Source organism: Pseudarthrobacter sp. PS3-L1 (assembly GCF_030063285.1).
In the GTDB taxonomy this organism is placed as follows: domain Bacteria; phylum Actinomycetota; class Actinomycetes; order Actinomycetales; family Micrococcaceae; genus Arthrobacter.
Genome location: NZ_JASISU010000004.1, coordinates 409,554 through 425,850, shown reverse-complemented (window position 1 = coordinate 425,850; position 16,297 = coordinate 409,554). Strand labels below are relative to the sequence as shown.

The following is a 16,297-nucleotide window of genomic DNA, read 5'->3' as shown; positions in this document are numbered from 1 at the left end:
CAATCAGAGCACAGGTGGCGCTCCGCCGGTCTTAGAAGCGAAGGCGATGACTCGCTTGTCGAAAAGAAGGACGATTGCGGCCGCTGCAGGAATGACCATGACCAATCCCAAGGCAACATAGCCTCCGGTCATGGTGGGAAACCCAATAGTCAGCACCAAGATTTGTGCCACCAGAGCCGCCGCTCGCGTCCATCGGTAGCCTCGAAACAAGTACAAGCTGACGGCATACAGCCATGCGGAAAATGCCAACAGCAAACCGAGCGTAAAAACTGCGCCACCCAGCGACGTTACCGGTGCACCTGAGAGGAGCTCTATGCCGTACCAAGCAGCGGCCGCGAGGAGAGCAGTTGCCTCAACAGCTGTGATTGCCGCAATGAGGGCAACGGCGCGCGGGCGGCGCGGGGCGGGCCCAGCCGCACCGCTATCACCCGTTCGGCTGCTGCCAGTTGGCGGGAATGGTTCTGGGGGGCCGGAATGAGGTCTTGACACACTGGCACCATACCCGACATAGTCGAAAGGTCGCGTGGGGACGGCAGAACAGTGTGACATATCGCTCACGCCCATCGGTCATTGCGTCATGAGAACCCCTTGTTTACGCACCGTTAACATGACAGGCTTAATTCAGATGACCAAGGGGGCCCACAGGGCCCTTTTCCTATGTAGCTGCTAGTGAATATTTTCACAAGTAGTGATTCCCAGAATTGGAGCAACTGATCAGCATGGATTGGCGCAACAAGGCGGCCTGCCTCGAAAAAGATCCCGAACTCTTTTTCCCTGTCGGAAATACTGGCCCGGCCCTCCTCCAAATTGAAGAGGCGAAGAGTGTCTGCCGCCGCTGCCCGGTCGTGGACACCTGCCTGCAGTGGGCATTGGAGTCCGGCCAGGACGCTGGAGTTTGGGGCGGCATGAGTGAAGATGAGCGTCGTGCCCTGAAGCGCCGCGCTGCGCGAGCCCGCCGCGCATCCTGACTTTTGCGTCACGGGGTTGTCGCCCATCGGCGGTACATGACATCCCTGGATATACAGAGAAGGGTCCGGACCACGTGGTCCGGACCCTTCTCTGTAACTGAATCAGCGCGGTGTAAGGCTTAGCTGAATCTCAACGGCAGTCCCGCCACCGTCACGTGGCTTCCAGGCAATACTGCCGCCCAGCTCGCTGGTGACCAGGGTCCTGACAATCTGTAGCCCAAGACCTTCCTTATGGGGAGTGCTGGGTAGCCCAACTCCGTCGTCTTCGATCGTCACGGTGAGCATCTCCTCACCGTCCTCGCCCTCTGAGCGATCGGCCAAGAGCCAGACAGTCCCAGCGCGCCCTGCCAGTCCATGTTCGACAGCGTTGGTGACCAGTTCGTTGATGACCAACGCCAGCGGCGTAGCGAAGTCACTGGGCAGCTCACCAAAGAGTCCTGAGCGCTGGGTCCGAACTTGCTGTGTAGGCGATGCAACCTCTGCCGAGAGCCTGAATTGGCGCCCGATCAAATCGTCGAAATCCACACTCTGTGTAAGCCCTTGCGACAACGTTTCGTGGACTAGCGCGATAGTTGCGACTCTCCGCATTGCCTGCTCAAGGCCTTGCTTCGCTTCGTCACTCACCATCCGCCGGGACTGCATCCGCAGGAGGGCTGCAACTGTCTGGAGGTTGTTCTTGACCCTGTGGTGAATCTCGCGGATCGTGGCATCCTTGCTGACCAATTCCATTTCACGGCGCCGAAGTTCCGACACATCCCGGCACAGGACCAGGGCACCGAAACGCTGCTGCTCATCCCTGAGGGGGATGGCGCGAAGCGACAGGCTGACACCCCTGGACTCTATTTCACTTCTCCACGGCATCCTGCCGGTGACAACGAGGGGAAGAGTCTCATCCACCATCCTGCGGTCCTTGAGCAAGCTTGCCGTAACCTCAGCCAGCGCCCTGCCCTCAAGAGACTCGCCATCTCCAAGTCGGCGAAACGCGGAAACACCGTTCGGGCTGGCATACTGCACGATCCCCTCGGCATCCAACCTGATAAGACCGTCACCGACACGTGGCGCACCCCGGCGCGAACCTGTTGGCGAGGCAAAGTCAGGCCACAACCCTAGGGTACCCATCCGCAAGAGATCGTAGGCACACTGGCGATAGGTCAGTTCAAGCCGCGATGGCATCCTGGAGCTGGATAGATCCATATGGGTGGTCAAAACCGCCAGCGTACTTCCGTTGCGCACCATAGGAACAGCTTCCACGCGCAGGGCCGTGTCACTGCTCCAGTTGGTCTCGTTGGAACGCTCAATGGTTCGACTCTCCCAGGCCCTGTCAACCAACGGCTTCAGCTCAGGACGAATGGGATCTCCAACAAAGTCACCGTGAAAAACGGTGTGACTTGTAGAAGGCCTGACATGGGCCAACGCCACGTAGCCATGTTCCGGGTGCGGAAACCAGAGGGCCAGGTCTGCAAACGCAAGGTCTGCCACCATCTGCCAGTCCCCCACCAGGAGGTGCAGCCATTCCGCATCCCCCGGCCCAAAATCAGCGTGTTCCCTGATTGGATCCGTAAAGATTGCCACTGCACCTCCAGCTGTGACGGCTTGCTACCGTCGAACGATTGACCTCAGGAGCCTTAATGCTACCGACAGTGACGCCATGTCATCTGCCTCGAGTGAATTCACTTCATCAAACATGCTCTTGGCACGGCCCAATTGTTCGGCATTCAGCTCTTCCCATGTGCTGAGCCTAGCTGCCGGCTCCTCTGAACTCGTGGATGCTTCGAGCACGGCAACAGTCATATCCAAAACGGTGGAATACAAGTCATCCCGGAGCGCTGCCCGTGCCAATGCCTGCCAACGATCACGTCGAGGCAGCGAACTGATCCGGACCAACAACGAGTCTGCGTGGAATCGGTCGAAGACCGTGTAGTAGACGCTGGCGATCTCCTCAACAGGTTCGTTCCGCTGATGCGCGATTTTCGCCACGTCCAGGAGAACGTAGCTCTCAAAGAGTTCAGCCCAACGATGTGCAAGGGTCGGGGGAAGCTCCCAGGCACCAGCCCTCTCGAGTTCGACCTCAACACGTTCAAGGTCCCCACCCTGGAGATAGTCGACAAGCCGCATACGCATCGGGTCAACCATGGGCTTAAAGTAGCCAACGATCTCCTCTATGGTTCCGGATGTTCCTCCCTGGCCCAAGAGCCAGCGAACGGCCCGGTCCAGAAGACGACGGATATCCAGGTGGACTGTACTCCAGTGCTCGGTAGGGAAGGCGGCAGGCAAGCTATTAAGCTCGTTCACCATGGAATCGATATCGAAGACTTCCCGTAGGGCCACAAAGGCTTTTGCAACCGCAGCCTCAGTGGCCGATGATTCCTCGATAGTCCGGAAAGCGAAAGTGATCCCACCGAGGTTGATCATGTCGTTTGCAACAACCGTCGCTATGATTTCTCGGCGCAGGGGATGCGAATCCAGCTCGGCGTCGAATCGTTCCCGCAGTTGCTGGGGGAAGTAGGCCCGCAGTGTACGTCGGAACCAGGGGTCATCTGGAAGGTCACTCTGTCGCAGGGCGTTGGCGAGTTCAATTTTCGCGTAGGCAGCAAGGACGGAAAGCTCCGGAGCCGTCAGTCCCTGGCCCTGTTCAAGGCGCCCCTGAAGGGTGTCGGTGCTAGGCAGAGCCTCAAGATCACGTTTGAGATCCGCCGATCTCTCAAGCCAGTCCATGAGCCGTTCGTAGCTGGGACTCCACTCGGCAACTTTCATTCTGTCGTTGAGAAGCAGGATGTTCTGGTCGATGTTGTCTTGCAGCACCAGCCTCCCGACTTCATCAGTCATGGAAGCGAGGAAGCCTGGGCGCTCCTCTGCCGTGAGTTTTCCTGCCGCCACCATTCTGTCGACAAAGATCTTTATGTTGACCTCGTGGTCAGAACAGTCGACGCCCGCAGAGTTATCAATGGCGTCAGTGTTGAGGATGACGCCCTGCAGTGCTGCTTCGATCCGACCGCGCTGCGTCATTCCAAGGTTGCCACCCTCACCGACGACCTTGACCCGAAGGTCACCGCCGTCAACCCTGATGGCGTCGTTGGCTTTGTCGCCCACATCCGCGCTTGTCTCGGACGCTGCTTTGACGTATGTTCCGATTCCGCCGTTGTACAGGAGGTCAGCAGGTGCCAGAAGTATTGCCTTCAGGAGTTCAGCAGGACTCAGCCGCGTTGTTCCTTTTGCAAGCCCGAGGGACTCGACGACCTCGGCCGAGATCGGGATCGATTTTGCCTGTCGTGGGTAGACCCCGCCGCCAGCGCTGATCAGGCTCCGATCGTAGTCGTCCCACGAGGAACGCGGCAGGTTGTACAGGCGTTCGCGTTCGGCGAAGGATCCTTTCTCGTCGGGCGTGGGATCCAGGAATATGTGGCGGTGGTCAAAAGCAGCCAAGAGCCGGATATGCCGAGACAGCAGCATTCCGTTGCCAAAGACGTCACCGGACATGTCTCCGACGCCCACCACAGTGAAGGGCTCTGTCTGCGTATCAAGATCGAGTTCGCTGAAATGACGCTTCACAGATTCCCATGCACCGCGGGCCGTGATTCCCATAGCTTTATGGTCGTAGCCCACCGAGCCACCAGAGGCGAACGCGTCCCCAAGCCAGAAGTCGTACTCAGCCGCAAGCCCATTGGCGATGTCAGAGAAGGTGGCTGTACCCTTGTCCGCGGCAACAACCAGATAAGAATCATCATCGTCATGCCTGACCACGCGAGCGGGCGGCACCAGCACTTCACCCTCCGGGCCCGTGACAAGGTTGTCTGTTAGGTCAAGGAGTCCCCGGATAAACGTCTTGTAGCTCTCGACGCCTTCCGCCATCCACGCAGCCCTGTCAACGGCCGCATTGGGCAGTTGCTTTGCGAAAAATCCGCCCTTCGCTCCTGTCGGGACAATTACGGCATTCTTGACCGTCTGGGCTTTCACCAAACCGAGGACTTCGGTCCGGAAATCCTCACGTCGGTCCGACCAGCGCAGACCGCCACGGGCGACCTTGCCAAACCGGAGATGGACACCTTCTACACGCGGCGAATAGACCCAAATTTCATAGACTGGCCGAGGGAACGGCAATCCATCAATGGACGCCGGGTCCAGCTTGAAGCTGAGATATGGCCTCCCCTGGAAAAAGTTAGTCCTGAGGGTAGCGTCCATGAGGTTGACGAACGTCCGAAGAACACGATCGGCATCAAGCGTGGCCACATTTTCGATTGCAGCATCAAGGGAGGTTCGCACATCATCTTCGCGCTCGCTGCGCACGCCTCCCTTGGCCGACGGTCCGTCCGGGTCGAAGCGAATCGAGAAGAGTTCCACCAAACCCTGCGTCACATCCGGATTGGCAAGCAAGGTGTCGGCAATGAATTCAAAAGAGTTCGTATTACCCATCTGGCGCATATATTTTGCGTACGCACGCAGGACACTGATGGTCCGCCACGGCAGGACTTCCTGAAGAACCAGCCTGTCAAAGCTGTCGGATTCAGTGTCCCCGGCCACGGCCGCGCCGAAGTAGTCCGCCAGTAACGTTCCGGTTCGGAGCGGGTCAACACCCGCTGGATATTTCAGCCCCAGGTCGTAGAGGAAAAAATCACGGTGATCTGCAGTCTCGATTTCGAACGGCCGCTCGTCAAGCACCTCAAGACCGAGGTGATGGAAATACGGCAGAATTTGGCTGAGGCTTCGCGGCGAACGCATGTAGAGCTTCACCCGGGCGTCTTCCTCCAACGTGGCTCCAGCACCGTCTGGCATATACACGTGGACACCAGGCCTTTCGCCATCCACGTCGGAGCCCTGCGGTGACTGTTCTGAATACCTTTCAAAACGCTCAATGTCTTCAAGGGCAGCCTCAACCTCATAGTCCACCCGGTATGAAGCAGGGAAAGCCTCAGCCCAGTTGGCGGCCAACAGGTTTGCCTGCGCATCTTCTCCGCGGTCACGAAGGACTTGGGAGATACCTTCGCTCCAGGATCGAGCGGCGCGCACCAGTCGAGCCTCAAGAGCATCAGCACTGATCTCGCTGACGTCAGCGTTACGGGGCAGCCTGATCCGGAAGAAAAGCCGAGCCAGTGCTGACTCGGTCATGCGTGCCTCGTAGTCAATGGAGACGGCGTCGAAAGTAGAACGAAGTTCCTGTTCTATCCTGAGCCTGACGTTGGTGGTGTAGCGGTCCCTAGGCAAGTACACCAGGGCAGTCATAAACCGGCCGTAGACATCTGGACGAAGGAAGAGTCTGGTTCTGCGGCGTTCCTGAAGACGCTGGATACCCGTGGCCGTCGCTGAAAGGTCTGCCACCTCAATCTGGAAAAGTTCATCTCGGGGATAGGTCTCCAAGATACCCAGCAGATCTTTTCCCGAGTGCGAGTCTGGTGGAAATCCCGCCATTCCTAGGACGGCCTGAACCTTGTCACGCACGATCGGTACGTCAAGGACAGATCCCGCATAGGCAGTTGTGGCAAACAAACCAATGAAGCGTCGCTCCCCCGTGACGTTGCCTGCCGTGTCGAAGCTCTTGATGCCAATGTAGTCAAGGTAGGCAGAACGGTGAACTGTCGACCTGGAATTTGCCTTTGTAATGACCAGCGCGCGCTTTTCCCGGGCAAGTTCCCGTCCTGCGGCGGTGAGGTGCTGAATTGGTCGAGTGCCCGGATGGGAACGCAGGAGGCCCAGTCCACTGTCCTCCTTGAGGCTCAGTACATCCTCCCCGTCGACACTTACCAGGTCATACTCCCGATAACCCAAGAAGGTGAAGTTCCCCTTGTCCAACCACAACAGCAAATCTTGCGCCTGTCGGATTCCTTCGATCTGGCCAGAACCAGCCATATCGGCCAGATCTTTTGCAATGGACAGCGCTGTGCGCCGCATTCGCGGCCAGTCCTCCACTGCTGCCCGAACATCTGCAAGAACACGCCGGAGACCGACCTCTAGATCCGCCTTCGCGGCGGCGTCGGTCTGCTCGATTTCCACTGCGATCCACGACTCCATGTGGGAGGCGTTGTCACCTTGGGCAATGAGATGCGAGAGGCTCGGCATTGCAGCCGTATCACCGCTCGATGTCCCAACATGCGCCGGGACTTTGTCCGTCGCGATAAGTCGACCGTCATCACGGCTGCGGGTGACAACAAAAAGTGGGTGGAGAACGAGGTGGATTGCTTGCCGCTGCCGCACGAGCTCTGCGTTGACAGAGTCCACAAGGAAGGGCATGTCGTCTGTGACGATGTACACAACGCTTCTGTTGCCTTCGTCGAAGATCTCCATATTCGCTTGGCCGGGCTGGCGGGGCGTGGCGACACCCCGATGCCGGATGGCACGCTTCGCGAGAAGATCCTGGGCATAGGCCGCGAGGTCGTCCTCGGGAAGATGCTGATAGTAATCGCGGAGGAATTCATCCTGGCCTCCACGAGTTGCGAACTGATCCTCCACATTGGACCCAGACGACATCAACAAACGCCTCCATACGAGTAGATGCTGCTTCGTTGCAGCCTTTGCATTGAGCCTATGTGTTCCTCCAGACATGCGCTGTGGCACTTAGGACAGACGTTCTGCGCTTCTGTTGGGTAGGTGCACAAACCAGGTTGCGGATAGCAAGGCGAAGCTCGGAGTTGGGGGCGATTTCTAGCAACAGCGAGCCTCTTTTGAGTGCATCGTCAGTGGCCTGGGTATCAGATGGAAGGAAAGCGGCTATCCGATCCTGCGGCCCATAGCGCAGCCAAGCGTCTTGAATCTGACGTTTTGGGTCACGCCCCACGACTGACACCCGAACCCGATTGAGGACTACCTGTATCTTTGCACCGGGCAGCCTAGCCCTGAGCTCGCTTAACCCGCGGACTAGACGGGGAACGCCCAGGGGATCTGCTCCACCCACGGCAAAAATGGTATCGGCCAACTCCAGGATCCGCAGAGTAGCGGCATTCCGCCGAGGGGCTGCAGAGTCAAAGCTCAGCTCCTCGTCAGTTTCCAGGCAGAACCCAGCGTCAACCACAAGTGCATCAAATTCCTGCCGAGCACAGCCAACAATGATCCCAAGGGCTACTGGGCGGAGCTCAGGCCAGCGATCGGGCCTGGTGATTCCTGTCAGTACGCTCAAGGTCCCCGGACCGAGGCCGATATCGACACATGTCTTTTGGAGTGCTGAAGCATCAAATAATCCCTGGTCGGCAAGACGACAAGCCTGCGCAATACCCGCCGATTCGTCCGTCAATCCAAGGACTGCCGCCACGCTCGCACCGTAGGTATCCGAGTCGATCAGCAAAACTTTTTGACCCGTCGAAGCAAGCTCACTGGCTAGATTTACTGCGAGTAAGGTCCTACCGGGTGCTCCTGTCGGACCCCAAACAGCTATAACCTCGCACGCCGGAGAGCCTCCATCAGCCAGGCCAGAGCTAGCACCATCCATGCCCTGAGGGGGTCCCTCGCTAGCCCTGGCTTCTTGAGCCGATGGGAAAACTGATGTGTGCGAAAGTCCGCTACCGCTCCACGACGTCTTGTAGTGCAATCGGAATGTGGCAACTGCGTCAAAAATACATTCCGCGAGAGCTGCGGATTCAAGGGTCATTCCGACGACAACAACACCGAAGGATTCCAGTCGTTCCGCTTCCGCGCCATCATCAGTGAGGGCAACGACAGCGGCACCAGACGCAAACAGTCGTTCTGCCAGGGAAGCAGTCAAGTCGTTTGTGCCGTCAGCAATCACAGCCGCCCGCGCAAGTCCGCTCTGGCACGCGGCAATTAGCTCCGTCAGTTCTGAGCATCGGCGCACCACTGTGATGGGCCCGTGTAGCCGCTCCAACCCACCGACCAAGTCTCCCCGAGGCTGCCCGAGGGTGACAACGGGAATGTTCACTGCGCAGCACCCGGGTTCCAGACGACCGCAATATTGGCCTTGTTGGCTTGCGCGCCGAGCAATGCAGGCATTTTCTCGTCTGGAACGAGGATCATAACCTGCACTGTCCGTTGAGCACCAAGCGATGAAGTTCCCTGCGTGATGGCCGCGATCTCGGCGCTCGGGAGTAGCAGTTCAGGTTCCGAAAATCCATTTCGGTCGTCGGGCAATGCAACCCACACGTCCACTCGAGCTCCCGGTACAGCCTGATCTGGCAGGGCATCAGCTACGTCGATCGATACGGGCTTGCGGTTGAGGGAGTCGAGGCGGCCCAGGCTTTCCCTGGGGATAAGTTCATTTTTGGCAATCCGCTGAATCGCCACCAGGTTTTCCGGAACGCCGCCTTCGACAGTGAAATAGTGGGTCTCCACTGCTCCAAGCTTGACGTTGACAACTATCAAATTCTCAACGGTCAGTTTTTGACCCACAGCGATGGACCCACCGGCAGCGAAGACCTCAGTAGTCTGGTCTGCGCTCCGCAGGAGCAGGATGACCCCTGCCACCGAAACAAGGACTAAGAGGATTCCCACAACAAGCCTAGGGTCACGCCACGACGGCCTTTTCAACCGAGCGGACCCGATGGTGGCTTTCTGGCTCATGGACGCTCCCTGCTAGGGGTCCAGGCGTCAGGCCTGGACCCCCATTCTTACCGCCCAGGATGCTGATTGGGAAGAAAAAACCTCGGCTGGCTTGAAATGTGTGGATAACCGCACTCAGAAGACAGGGGGGTGGCAAACTATTCATATGCCCCGTTTCCTGACCCTCGCAGATGTCGCAGAGCAACTCCAGATTAATTCTCCGGCCGCTTACGCCCTGGTCCGCAGTGGTGAACTCAAGGCAATCCAGGTGGGCGGTCGTGGACAGTGGCGTGTTGAGGAAAAGATGTTGGAGCAGTACATCGACGACCGCTATGCGGAAGCCAGCCGCATGATTGCTGCCGCAAAAGCCAAAACAGACTAGTCACCGGCTTCCTGGACATTGACGTCCGGCGCGACACCACGGGATACCACAGCCTGCAGTGAATGAAATGGAACGGCCCAGACGTCGCGGACGTTACTTGGGCGTGGAATTTCTCCCGGACGGACTATCGCCACGTCGAAGGAGTCCCTGCCTACCCTTTCCAGAAGACCATAGACGCGGTCGCTCGAGGCGTTGTGCGCCAGGCACAGCTCCACGACCTCACGGTTTTGGGAAACGATGCGCAGTGCGCTCGCAAGGCCGAGTGGGTGTAGCCGGGACGGGGCTGCCTCAACGGCGAACCTGCTAACCCCCGAGTAATGGTGAACTGCAGAGTAGGAAAACAGGGCCTGGGTCCCCGTAGACGCCACAACGGAAGACTCAGCACCAACGTGCGTCAGTTGGCCGCTGAAGGATTGCCCACCAGCGAGGTGAACACCGATGGTGGTACCCAGGGAGGCCCGTAGCCGATCGAGCAGGGCAATGGATGCCACATCAATTCTGGTTCTCTCGCTGATCTCGGAATCCTTGGCCCACCTCTCCGCGGCTTCAAGCTGGGCTTCCATGTCCGTAAAGAGCGCATCCCATCTCATGGCCACAGGCTAGAAGTTGCACTCTGCAGGGTCAACCACTTTCGGGTATGGACTAAATACTCAAATGGGTTCAAACTGTGTCAAACGGTACTAAAAAGATTCAAAACTCATCAAAGTTGGTTGAGATATGACCAGATCATCCACAGTCGCTGCAGTCGACACCGCTCTTTCACTTGGATTGCTCGGCCTAGGATCCACCCTGTTGTACGGTGGATTTCACTTGGCTGCGACCTCACGGACTGCCCCCAGAACCGAAAGTACAAACGCACTAGCCGATGCCATTGGCATGGCCGCTTGCGGTATCGGAATCGTGGTTGTGCTCTGGTGGGCCGCTGCCTCTGTGGCAGCTGGATGCTGGGTGCTCTTGCAGCGTTCAGGCCACACGCGTTCTGCGAAATTCGCCGCCAAGTGCACGCCAGTTTTCATGCGTCGGCTCGCCGTTATGGTCTTGGGGCTGAATTTGATGACGGCCCACGTGGCTCTCGCAGTCCCGAATCATCAAACTCCACGTGCCAGCTCGATCTCGGCGAGTGCCGCTAGCCCAGCCTCGCTCCACCACGAATCCGCCGTCCCGCAGACTGCACGGGCAAACGATTCAGTGGATCCAGAGTGGAAACCGACCTCTCCGCAGATTCTCCCAGGCATCGTTGCGCCAGCACCGTCGAGAGACGTTGAGATGCCAGGACACGCCGCGGAAGTCGTTGTTCTTCCCGGCGATAGCCTGTGGACCATTACGTCAAGAATCCTGGGACCCGGATCAACGGACCGTCAGATTGGCCAACAGTGGCCATTGCTTTTCCAAGCAAACGTGAAAGTGATCGGACCAGATCCCAATCTGCTGTATCCCGGGACCATCCTGCACGTGCCCGCTCGCCACTAGCGCTGCCGTCACCGACCCCAAACATGTGCGCCTTTTTACCGAATCACCGTACTACTCCAGAGATCTCACCCAACCACCCCCAGGAAGAGCCATGAATACTCCGCCGCCAACAGGTTCACCACATTCCATCACCCGCGAAATCCCTCCCCCGCGGAGCCTGGTTCCGGCCTCTACGGAAACCGCCGAGATAAAGGCGCTGATTGGCGCCACAGTTCAGGCAGCCGTGGAGGTTCTTGCGGGAACCCGCCCCATCCACCAGCTAGCCCGCCGGCTGGACACCAAACCTCTCATCTCGCTGCAACACCGCGCGGCACTCATAAGACTCGCTGCCGCGAGATCCTCCGATCCCCTGCTGTCGCATCTCCACAGGCAATGCCATGTGCGGGCCATCCGAATCTGTGCCATCACTCCTGACATCTACGAAGGCAGCGCAGTGGTGGTGGACGAACTACGGGCCCGAGCCGTTGCGGTACGGCTGGAACGTAGCCGCACTACCTGGCGCATCACGGAGCTCATGATCTGCTGACAGGCATTTCCCCGCAGACCACGGAAAGGGCTCCCCCACACTGCGCTTTGGTCAGCCTAGAGCACTACCCGCAAGCCAATGATCAGTGCGCCAAATTGAAGACCGCAAGCATCGGCACCCCACCCGATGTTCCTGCAGAACGAAGGCACGGACCATCAGCAGTAGCGACCCGCCTCAGCGGCGCTTCTTTTTAGCCTGCTTCTTCGATGCATCCTGCCCTGCAGCTTTAGCAGGATTTCCTGACTTCCCAGCAGACTTACCCTCAATACGGGTCTGGGTTCCGCCGTCTTCGTCAGGCGCCGTGTAGCGAAGTTGGGCTGGCTTCTGGGGTGCATCAAGGCCAGCCGCCTTGATCTGCGGCTCAACATGCTGGGTGTGGTTACCCTCTGCGTCCGCGACAACAACATCCTTGGCTGGCGTGACTTCTACTTCCAAGTTGAAAAGGAAACCAACGCTCTCTTCCCTGATTGCCTCCATCATGGCCTGGAACATGATGAAACCCTCGCGCTGGTACTCAACCAAGGGATCCCGCTGCGCCATGGCACGGAGTCCAATACCTTCCTTGAGGTAGTCCATTTCGTACAGGTGCTCTTGCCATTTCCGGCCCACCACGGAGAGCACAACCCTGCGCTCAAGTTCACGCATCGCATCTGCGCCGATACTTGATTCACGCATCTGATAAACAACGCGTGCATCCGAGAGGATCTCTTCACGCAGGAACTCCGTGGTCAGTTTGGACGTCCCCCCAGCTTCTTCAACGATCTCCTCGTGGGTGACGCTCACGGGATACAGAGTCTTGAGGTTTGTCCAAAGCTGGTTATAGTCCCAGTCGTCGCCGTTTCCTTCTGCGGTAGCGGCATCAATGAGGGAATTGATGGTGTCTTCAAGGAAGAACTGGACCTTTTCGTGAAGGTCATCGCCTTCGAGGATCCGTCGTCGGTCACCGTAAATTGCCTCACGCTGACGGTTCAGGACATCGTCGTATTTGAGGACGTTTTTGCGCTGCTCCGCATTGCGACCCTCTACTTGGCCCTGGGCAGAAGCAATAGCCCTGGACACAAGCTTGGACTCCAAGGCAACGTCGTCCGGTACGGAGCTATTCATCAGCCGCTCGGCCGCTCCTGAATTGAACAGTCGCATGAGGTCATCGGTAAGCGAAAGATAGAAACGGGACTCGCCAGGATCACCCTGGCGTCCTGACCGGCCTCGGAGCTGGTTGTCGATTCGGCGGGATTCATGACGCTCGGTCCCCAGGACATAGAGTCCGCCAGCCTCAAGGACCTCGTCATGTTCGTCTTTTACGGACCTTTTGGCTGCTTCGAGGGCTTCAGGCCAGGCCGCCTCGTATTCTTCGGAATTGGCTTCCGGGTCAAGGCCGCGCTTGGCCAACTCGGCAATCGCTGTGAACTCGGCGTTTCCACCGAGCATGATGTCAGTTCCACGCCCGGCCATGTTGGTAGCGACAGTGACTGCAGATTTCCGTCCGGCCTGCGCAACGATCGCAGCTTCTCGAGCGTGGTTCTTCGCATTCAGGACCTCGTGACGGACGCCCTCCTTGGCAAGTAGCTTGGAGAGATACTCGCTCTTCTCCACGCTGGTTGTGCCGACAAGTACCGGTTGCCCTGTTTCGTGGCGTTCGGCAATATCTGCAACTACGGCATCGAACTTCACCATTTCGTTCTTGAAGACCAAGTCAGACTGGTCTATGCGTTGCATGTCACGGTTGGTGGGAATAGCAACGACACCCAGGGTGTAGGTGCTCATGAACTCGGCGGCCTCGGTCTCGGCTGTACCAGTCATGCCGGCAAGCTTCCCGTACATACGGAAATAGTTCTGCAGGGTCACTGTTGCCAGCGTCTGGTTTTCAGCCTTGATCTCGACAGATTCCTTGGCCTCGATGGCCTGGTGCATACCCTCGTTATAGCGGCGGCCCGCAAGGATGCGGCCAGTGTGTTCGTCGACAATAAGGACCTCACCGTCAAGGATCACGTAGTCCTTGTCTCGCTTGAACAGCTCCTTGGCCTTGATGGCGTTGTTCAAGAAACCGATCAATGGAGTGTTGGCAGCCTCATAGAGGTTCTGGACACCCAGGTAGTCCTCCACCTTTTCGATGCCCGATTCCAGAACGCCAACAGTGCGCTTCTTTTCATCAACCTCATAGTCGACCTCCGCCTCCAGGCGCATGACGACCTTGGCGAATTCGCTGTACCAGCGATTGGTGTCTCCCTGCGCTGGCCCGGAGATAATCAGCGGCGTCCGAGCTTCGTCAATAAGGATCGAGTCAACTTCATCGACAATGGCAAAGTTATGGCCGCGCTGAACCAATTCGGACTTGTCCCACGCCATGTTGTCCCGGAGGTAATCAAAGCCAAATTCGTTGTTTGTTCCGTAGGTAATATCTGCAGCGTACTGGTCGCGGCGGTAGCTGGGGTCTTGGTTGGACAAGATACAACCACTGCTCAGGCCGAGGAACCGGAACACGCGCCCCATGAGATTGGACTGATATTCCGCCAAATAGTCGTTGACAGTGATGATGTGCACGCCTTTACCGCTCAGCGCGTTCAGGTAGGCGGGTGCAGTGGCAACAAGGGTTTTGCCCTCGCCGGTTTTCATTTCTGCAATATTTCCCAGGTGGAGAGCGGCCCCACCCATAAGCTGTACATCGAAGTGCCGCATGCCGAGTGTCCTGGCGGATGCTTCCCGGACGGCAGCAAAGGCTTCAGGCAGGAGGTCGTCCAGGCTTTCGCCGTCACTGTGACGTTCCCTCAGCCGGTCCGTCTCTTCACGAAGATCTGCATCAGTAAAGGTCTTGAATGTCTCTTCAAGGGAATTGATGGAATCGGCGTAATTCCTCAGTTGCCGCAAGGTTTTTTTATCACCAGTACGGAGAAGTTTTTCGATGAGTGATGCCACGTGAAGTTGCTCCCAGTCCTATGCCGCCGAATTCTGGCGTTTTTAGTCTACGGGAGAGCATCGCGGTCCGCAGCGCTTTTCCCTCTGGGCGGAGCGCCCTGCAATCACACGGGGTTTACAGTTGCCCCTCTGAACCGGCATCTGGGGGGTGTCTTGGCATGCCGGATATGCCCTAGGAATTGGGGCAAAGAACATCCGACCCATCATCCACGGGATTGCGGATGGTGGGTCGGATGGTTGAGCGAAAGCACTGTGCAGAGCAGACGGTGTGCACCCTGCACAGTCGTTTTCTAGCGGGCGCTGACTGCAGCGTCCTCAGATCGATAGGCAATAATCTTTTCTTCTACGACGCCGTCCCCCGGCTCGCAGTCATGATCGAGGGTGATGACGCCATACGTCCATCCACGGCGCCTGTAGACGACCGAGGGCGTGTTTGTTTCCTTGTCCACAAACAGGTAGAAGTCATGGCCCACAAGTTCCATATTGTCCACTGCATCGTCGAGGGAGAGGGACGCCGCAGGGAAAACCTTTCGACGGATAAGAACGGGAGAATCACCGGCAGGGATGTCGTTTTCGACATCATAGGGAGAAGTCTCCGACGCAGCAGGCGCAGCGTCCTGGTGATGGCTTGCCTCCACATAGAGGGGTTCGCTGGCGCTCGCGGGTTCCAGTCCGGCAGTTGCCTCGCGGACGGCTTTCGGAGTATGGCGTCCGTGGTGGACCTTCTTGCGGTCCTTGGCCCGCCGGAGACGCTCAAGGAGCTTGCTGTAGGCCAAATCGAAAGCGGCAAATTTGTCACCAGCGCTCGCTTCAGCGCGTATTACAGGCCCCTTGCCCAGCACCGTTACTTCAACCGTGAGCTGGTCGCCGCCCTGCCGTCCGTTGGTGTCCTTTGACACCTTCGCATCGACCCGCTGGACCTTGTCGCCGAGTGATTCGATCTTTGCGATCTTCTCTTCAGCATATTCGCGGAAACGATCCGAGACCGTCAGATTTCTTCCGCTGATCAGAAACTCCATGGTGCCCTCCAAATGACTTCGGTGACACGACAACAGCACTTCCCTGGGCCAAACTGATGGACAGTCGAGCCCCTTTCCGAGCTGTCATCGGCAGGTACGTTCTTGTCTTGGTACCCATAATTGACCGTAGTTCATAACCACCACTTATTCATCTTTTGGACACTTATTTTTTACTTCGATCGCGAAACACAAGCTCTTGCCAGGAACGCCGACACCTTGTTATCTGTCCGGGGGCCGAGTTGCGGCGAGGACAACTGCCCCACACACCAGCCCACCTGCTGCGGTCACTGCACGTGCTGCCTCCGCCAGAGTGGCCCCGGTCGTAAGGACATCGTCCACGAGGATGCAGTACCAGCCCGTAAGTTCGCCATAACACCGGAGCGGAACGCGCATGGAATAACGTACCCGCCGCGCCCGTGCTCCCCTAGTGAGGCCTTTCTGGCCCCCGGCCGTAGCCCAGGGTTTCCCGAGGGCCGGTGCCAACCGCAGATAACGGGCAACACGTACCCTACTAGCCGGACCTGCCTGGACAGCGGACCCG

The 16,297-nt window shown here is 58.0% G+C and carries 12 protein-coding genes; 4 read left to right on the top strand and 8 right to left on the bottom strand.

Annotation, left to right across the window (positions count from 1 at the left end; genetic code table 11):
- Positions 1-3: 3 nt before the first annotated feature.
- The gene (locus QMG79_RS13245) at positions 4-489 is read right to left on the bottom strand and encodes a hypothetical protein (RefSeq protein WP_502934739.1); all 486 of its coding nucleotides are present in this window, start codon (positions 487-489) and stop codon (positions 4-6) included.
- Between the two features lie 230 nt (positions 490-719).
- On the opposite strand from QMG79_RS13245, the gene QMG79_RS13240 reads away from it, so the two are divergent.
- A complete protein-coding gene (locus QMG79_RS13240) occupies positions 720-968 on the top strand; it encodes a WhiB family transcriptional regulator (RefSeq protein WP_283539055.1) in 249 nt (82 codons plus the stop codon).
- A 102-nt stretch (positions 969-1,070) separates the two neighbouring features.
- On the opposite strand, the gene QMG79_RS13235 is transcribed toward QMG79_RS13240, so the two are convergent.
- Genes QMG79_RS13235 through QMG79_RS13220 form a run of 4 tightly spaced genes read right to left on the bottom strand, consistent with a single transcriptional unit; the run spans position 1,071 to position 9,467 of the window.
- Entirely contained in the window at positions 1,071-2,540 is a 1,470-nt protein-coding gene (locus QMG79_RS13235) for a sensor histidine kinase (RefSeq protein ID WP_283539054.1), read from the bottom strand.
- Positions 2,541-2,564: 24 nt separating this feature from the next.
- Positions 2,565-7,427, bottom strand: coding sequence for an NAD-glutamate dehydrogenase (locus tag QMG79_RS13230; RefSeq protein ID WP_283539053.1), 4,863 nt, complete (start codon positions 7,425-7,427; stop codon positions 2,565-2,567).
- Positions 7,428-7,482: 55 nt separating this feature from the next.
- Positions 7,483-8,829: a CpaE/TadZ family protein gene (locus QMG79_RS13225; RefSeq protein ID WP_283539052.1), complete on the bottom strand. Its 1,347-nt coding sequence runs from the start codon at positions 8,827-8,829 to the stop codon at positions 7,483-7,485.
- Positions 8,826-9,467, bottom strand: a complete 642-nt coding sequence (locus QMG79_RS13220) for a CpaB family protein (RefSeq protein ID WP_283539051.1) — start codon at positions 9,465-9,467, stop codon at positions 8,826-8,828. The genes QMG79_RS13225 and QMG79_RS13220 overlap by 4 nt, the downstream gene beginning before the upstream one ends.
- Positions 9,468-9,612: 145 nt before the next feature.
- Here QMG79_RS13220 and QMG79_RS13215 point away from each other — a divergent pair, with 145 nt between their 5' ends.
- Positions 9,613-9,828, top strand: coding sequence for a helix-turn-helix domain-containing protein (locus tag QMG79_RS13215; protein WP_283539050.1), 216 nt, complete (start codon positions 9,613-9,615; stop codon positions 9,826-9,828).
- On the opposite strand, the gene QMG79_RS13210 is transcribed toward QMG79_RS13215, so the two are convergent.
- Positions 9,825-10,418: a hypothetical protein gene (locus tag QMG79_RS13210; RefSeq protein ID WP_283539049.1), complete on the bottom strand. Its 594-nt coding sequence runs from the start codon at positions 10,416-10,418 to the stop codon at positions 9,825-9,827. The two genes, QMG79_RS13215 and QMG79_RS13210, sit on opposite strands and share 4 nt — an antisense overlap.
- Before the next feature lie 127 nt (positions 10,419-10,545).
- Between QMG79_RS13210 and QMG79_RS13205 the strand changes: the two genes are divergently transcribed.
- Both QMG79_RS13205 and QMG79_RS13200 read left to right on the top strand, forming a co-directional pair.
- A complete protein-coding gene (locus QMG79_RS13205) occupies positions 10,546-11,298 on the top strand; it encodes a LysM peptidoglycan-binding domain-containing protein (RefSeq protein WP_283539048.1) in 753 nt (250 codons plus the stop codon).
- Positions 11,299-11,389: 91 nt separating this feature from the next.
- On the top strand, positions 11,390-11,824 hold the full coding sequence (locus QMG79_RS13200) for an Rv3235 family protein (RefSeq protein WP_283539047.1): 435 nt from the start codon (positions 11,390-11,392) through the stop codon (positions 11,822-11,824).
- Positions 11,825-11,998: 174 nt separating this feature from the next.
- Here the strand turns inward: QMG79_RS13200 and secA are convergent, their stop codons facing one another.
- Both secA and hpf read right to left on the bottom strand, forming a co-directional pair.
- On the bottom strand, positions 11,999-14,737 hold the full coding sequence (gene secA, locus QMG79_RS13195; protein WP_283539046.1) for a preprotein translocase subunit SecA: 2,739 nt from the start codon (positions 14,735-14,737) through the stop codon (positions 11,999-12,001).
- 290 nt (positions 14,738-15,027) lie between these two features.
- Positions 15,028-15,756, bottom strand: a complete 729-nt coding sequence (gene hpf, locus QMG79_RS13190) for a ribosome hibernation-promoting factor, HPF/YfiA family (protein WP_283539045.1) — start codon at positions 15,754-15,756, stop codon at positions 15,028-15,030.
- Positions 15,757-16,297 lie beyond the last annotated feature (541 nt).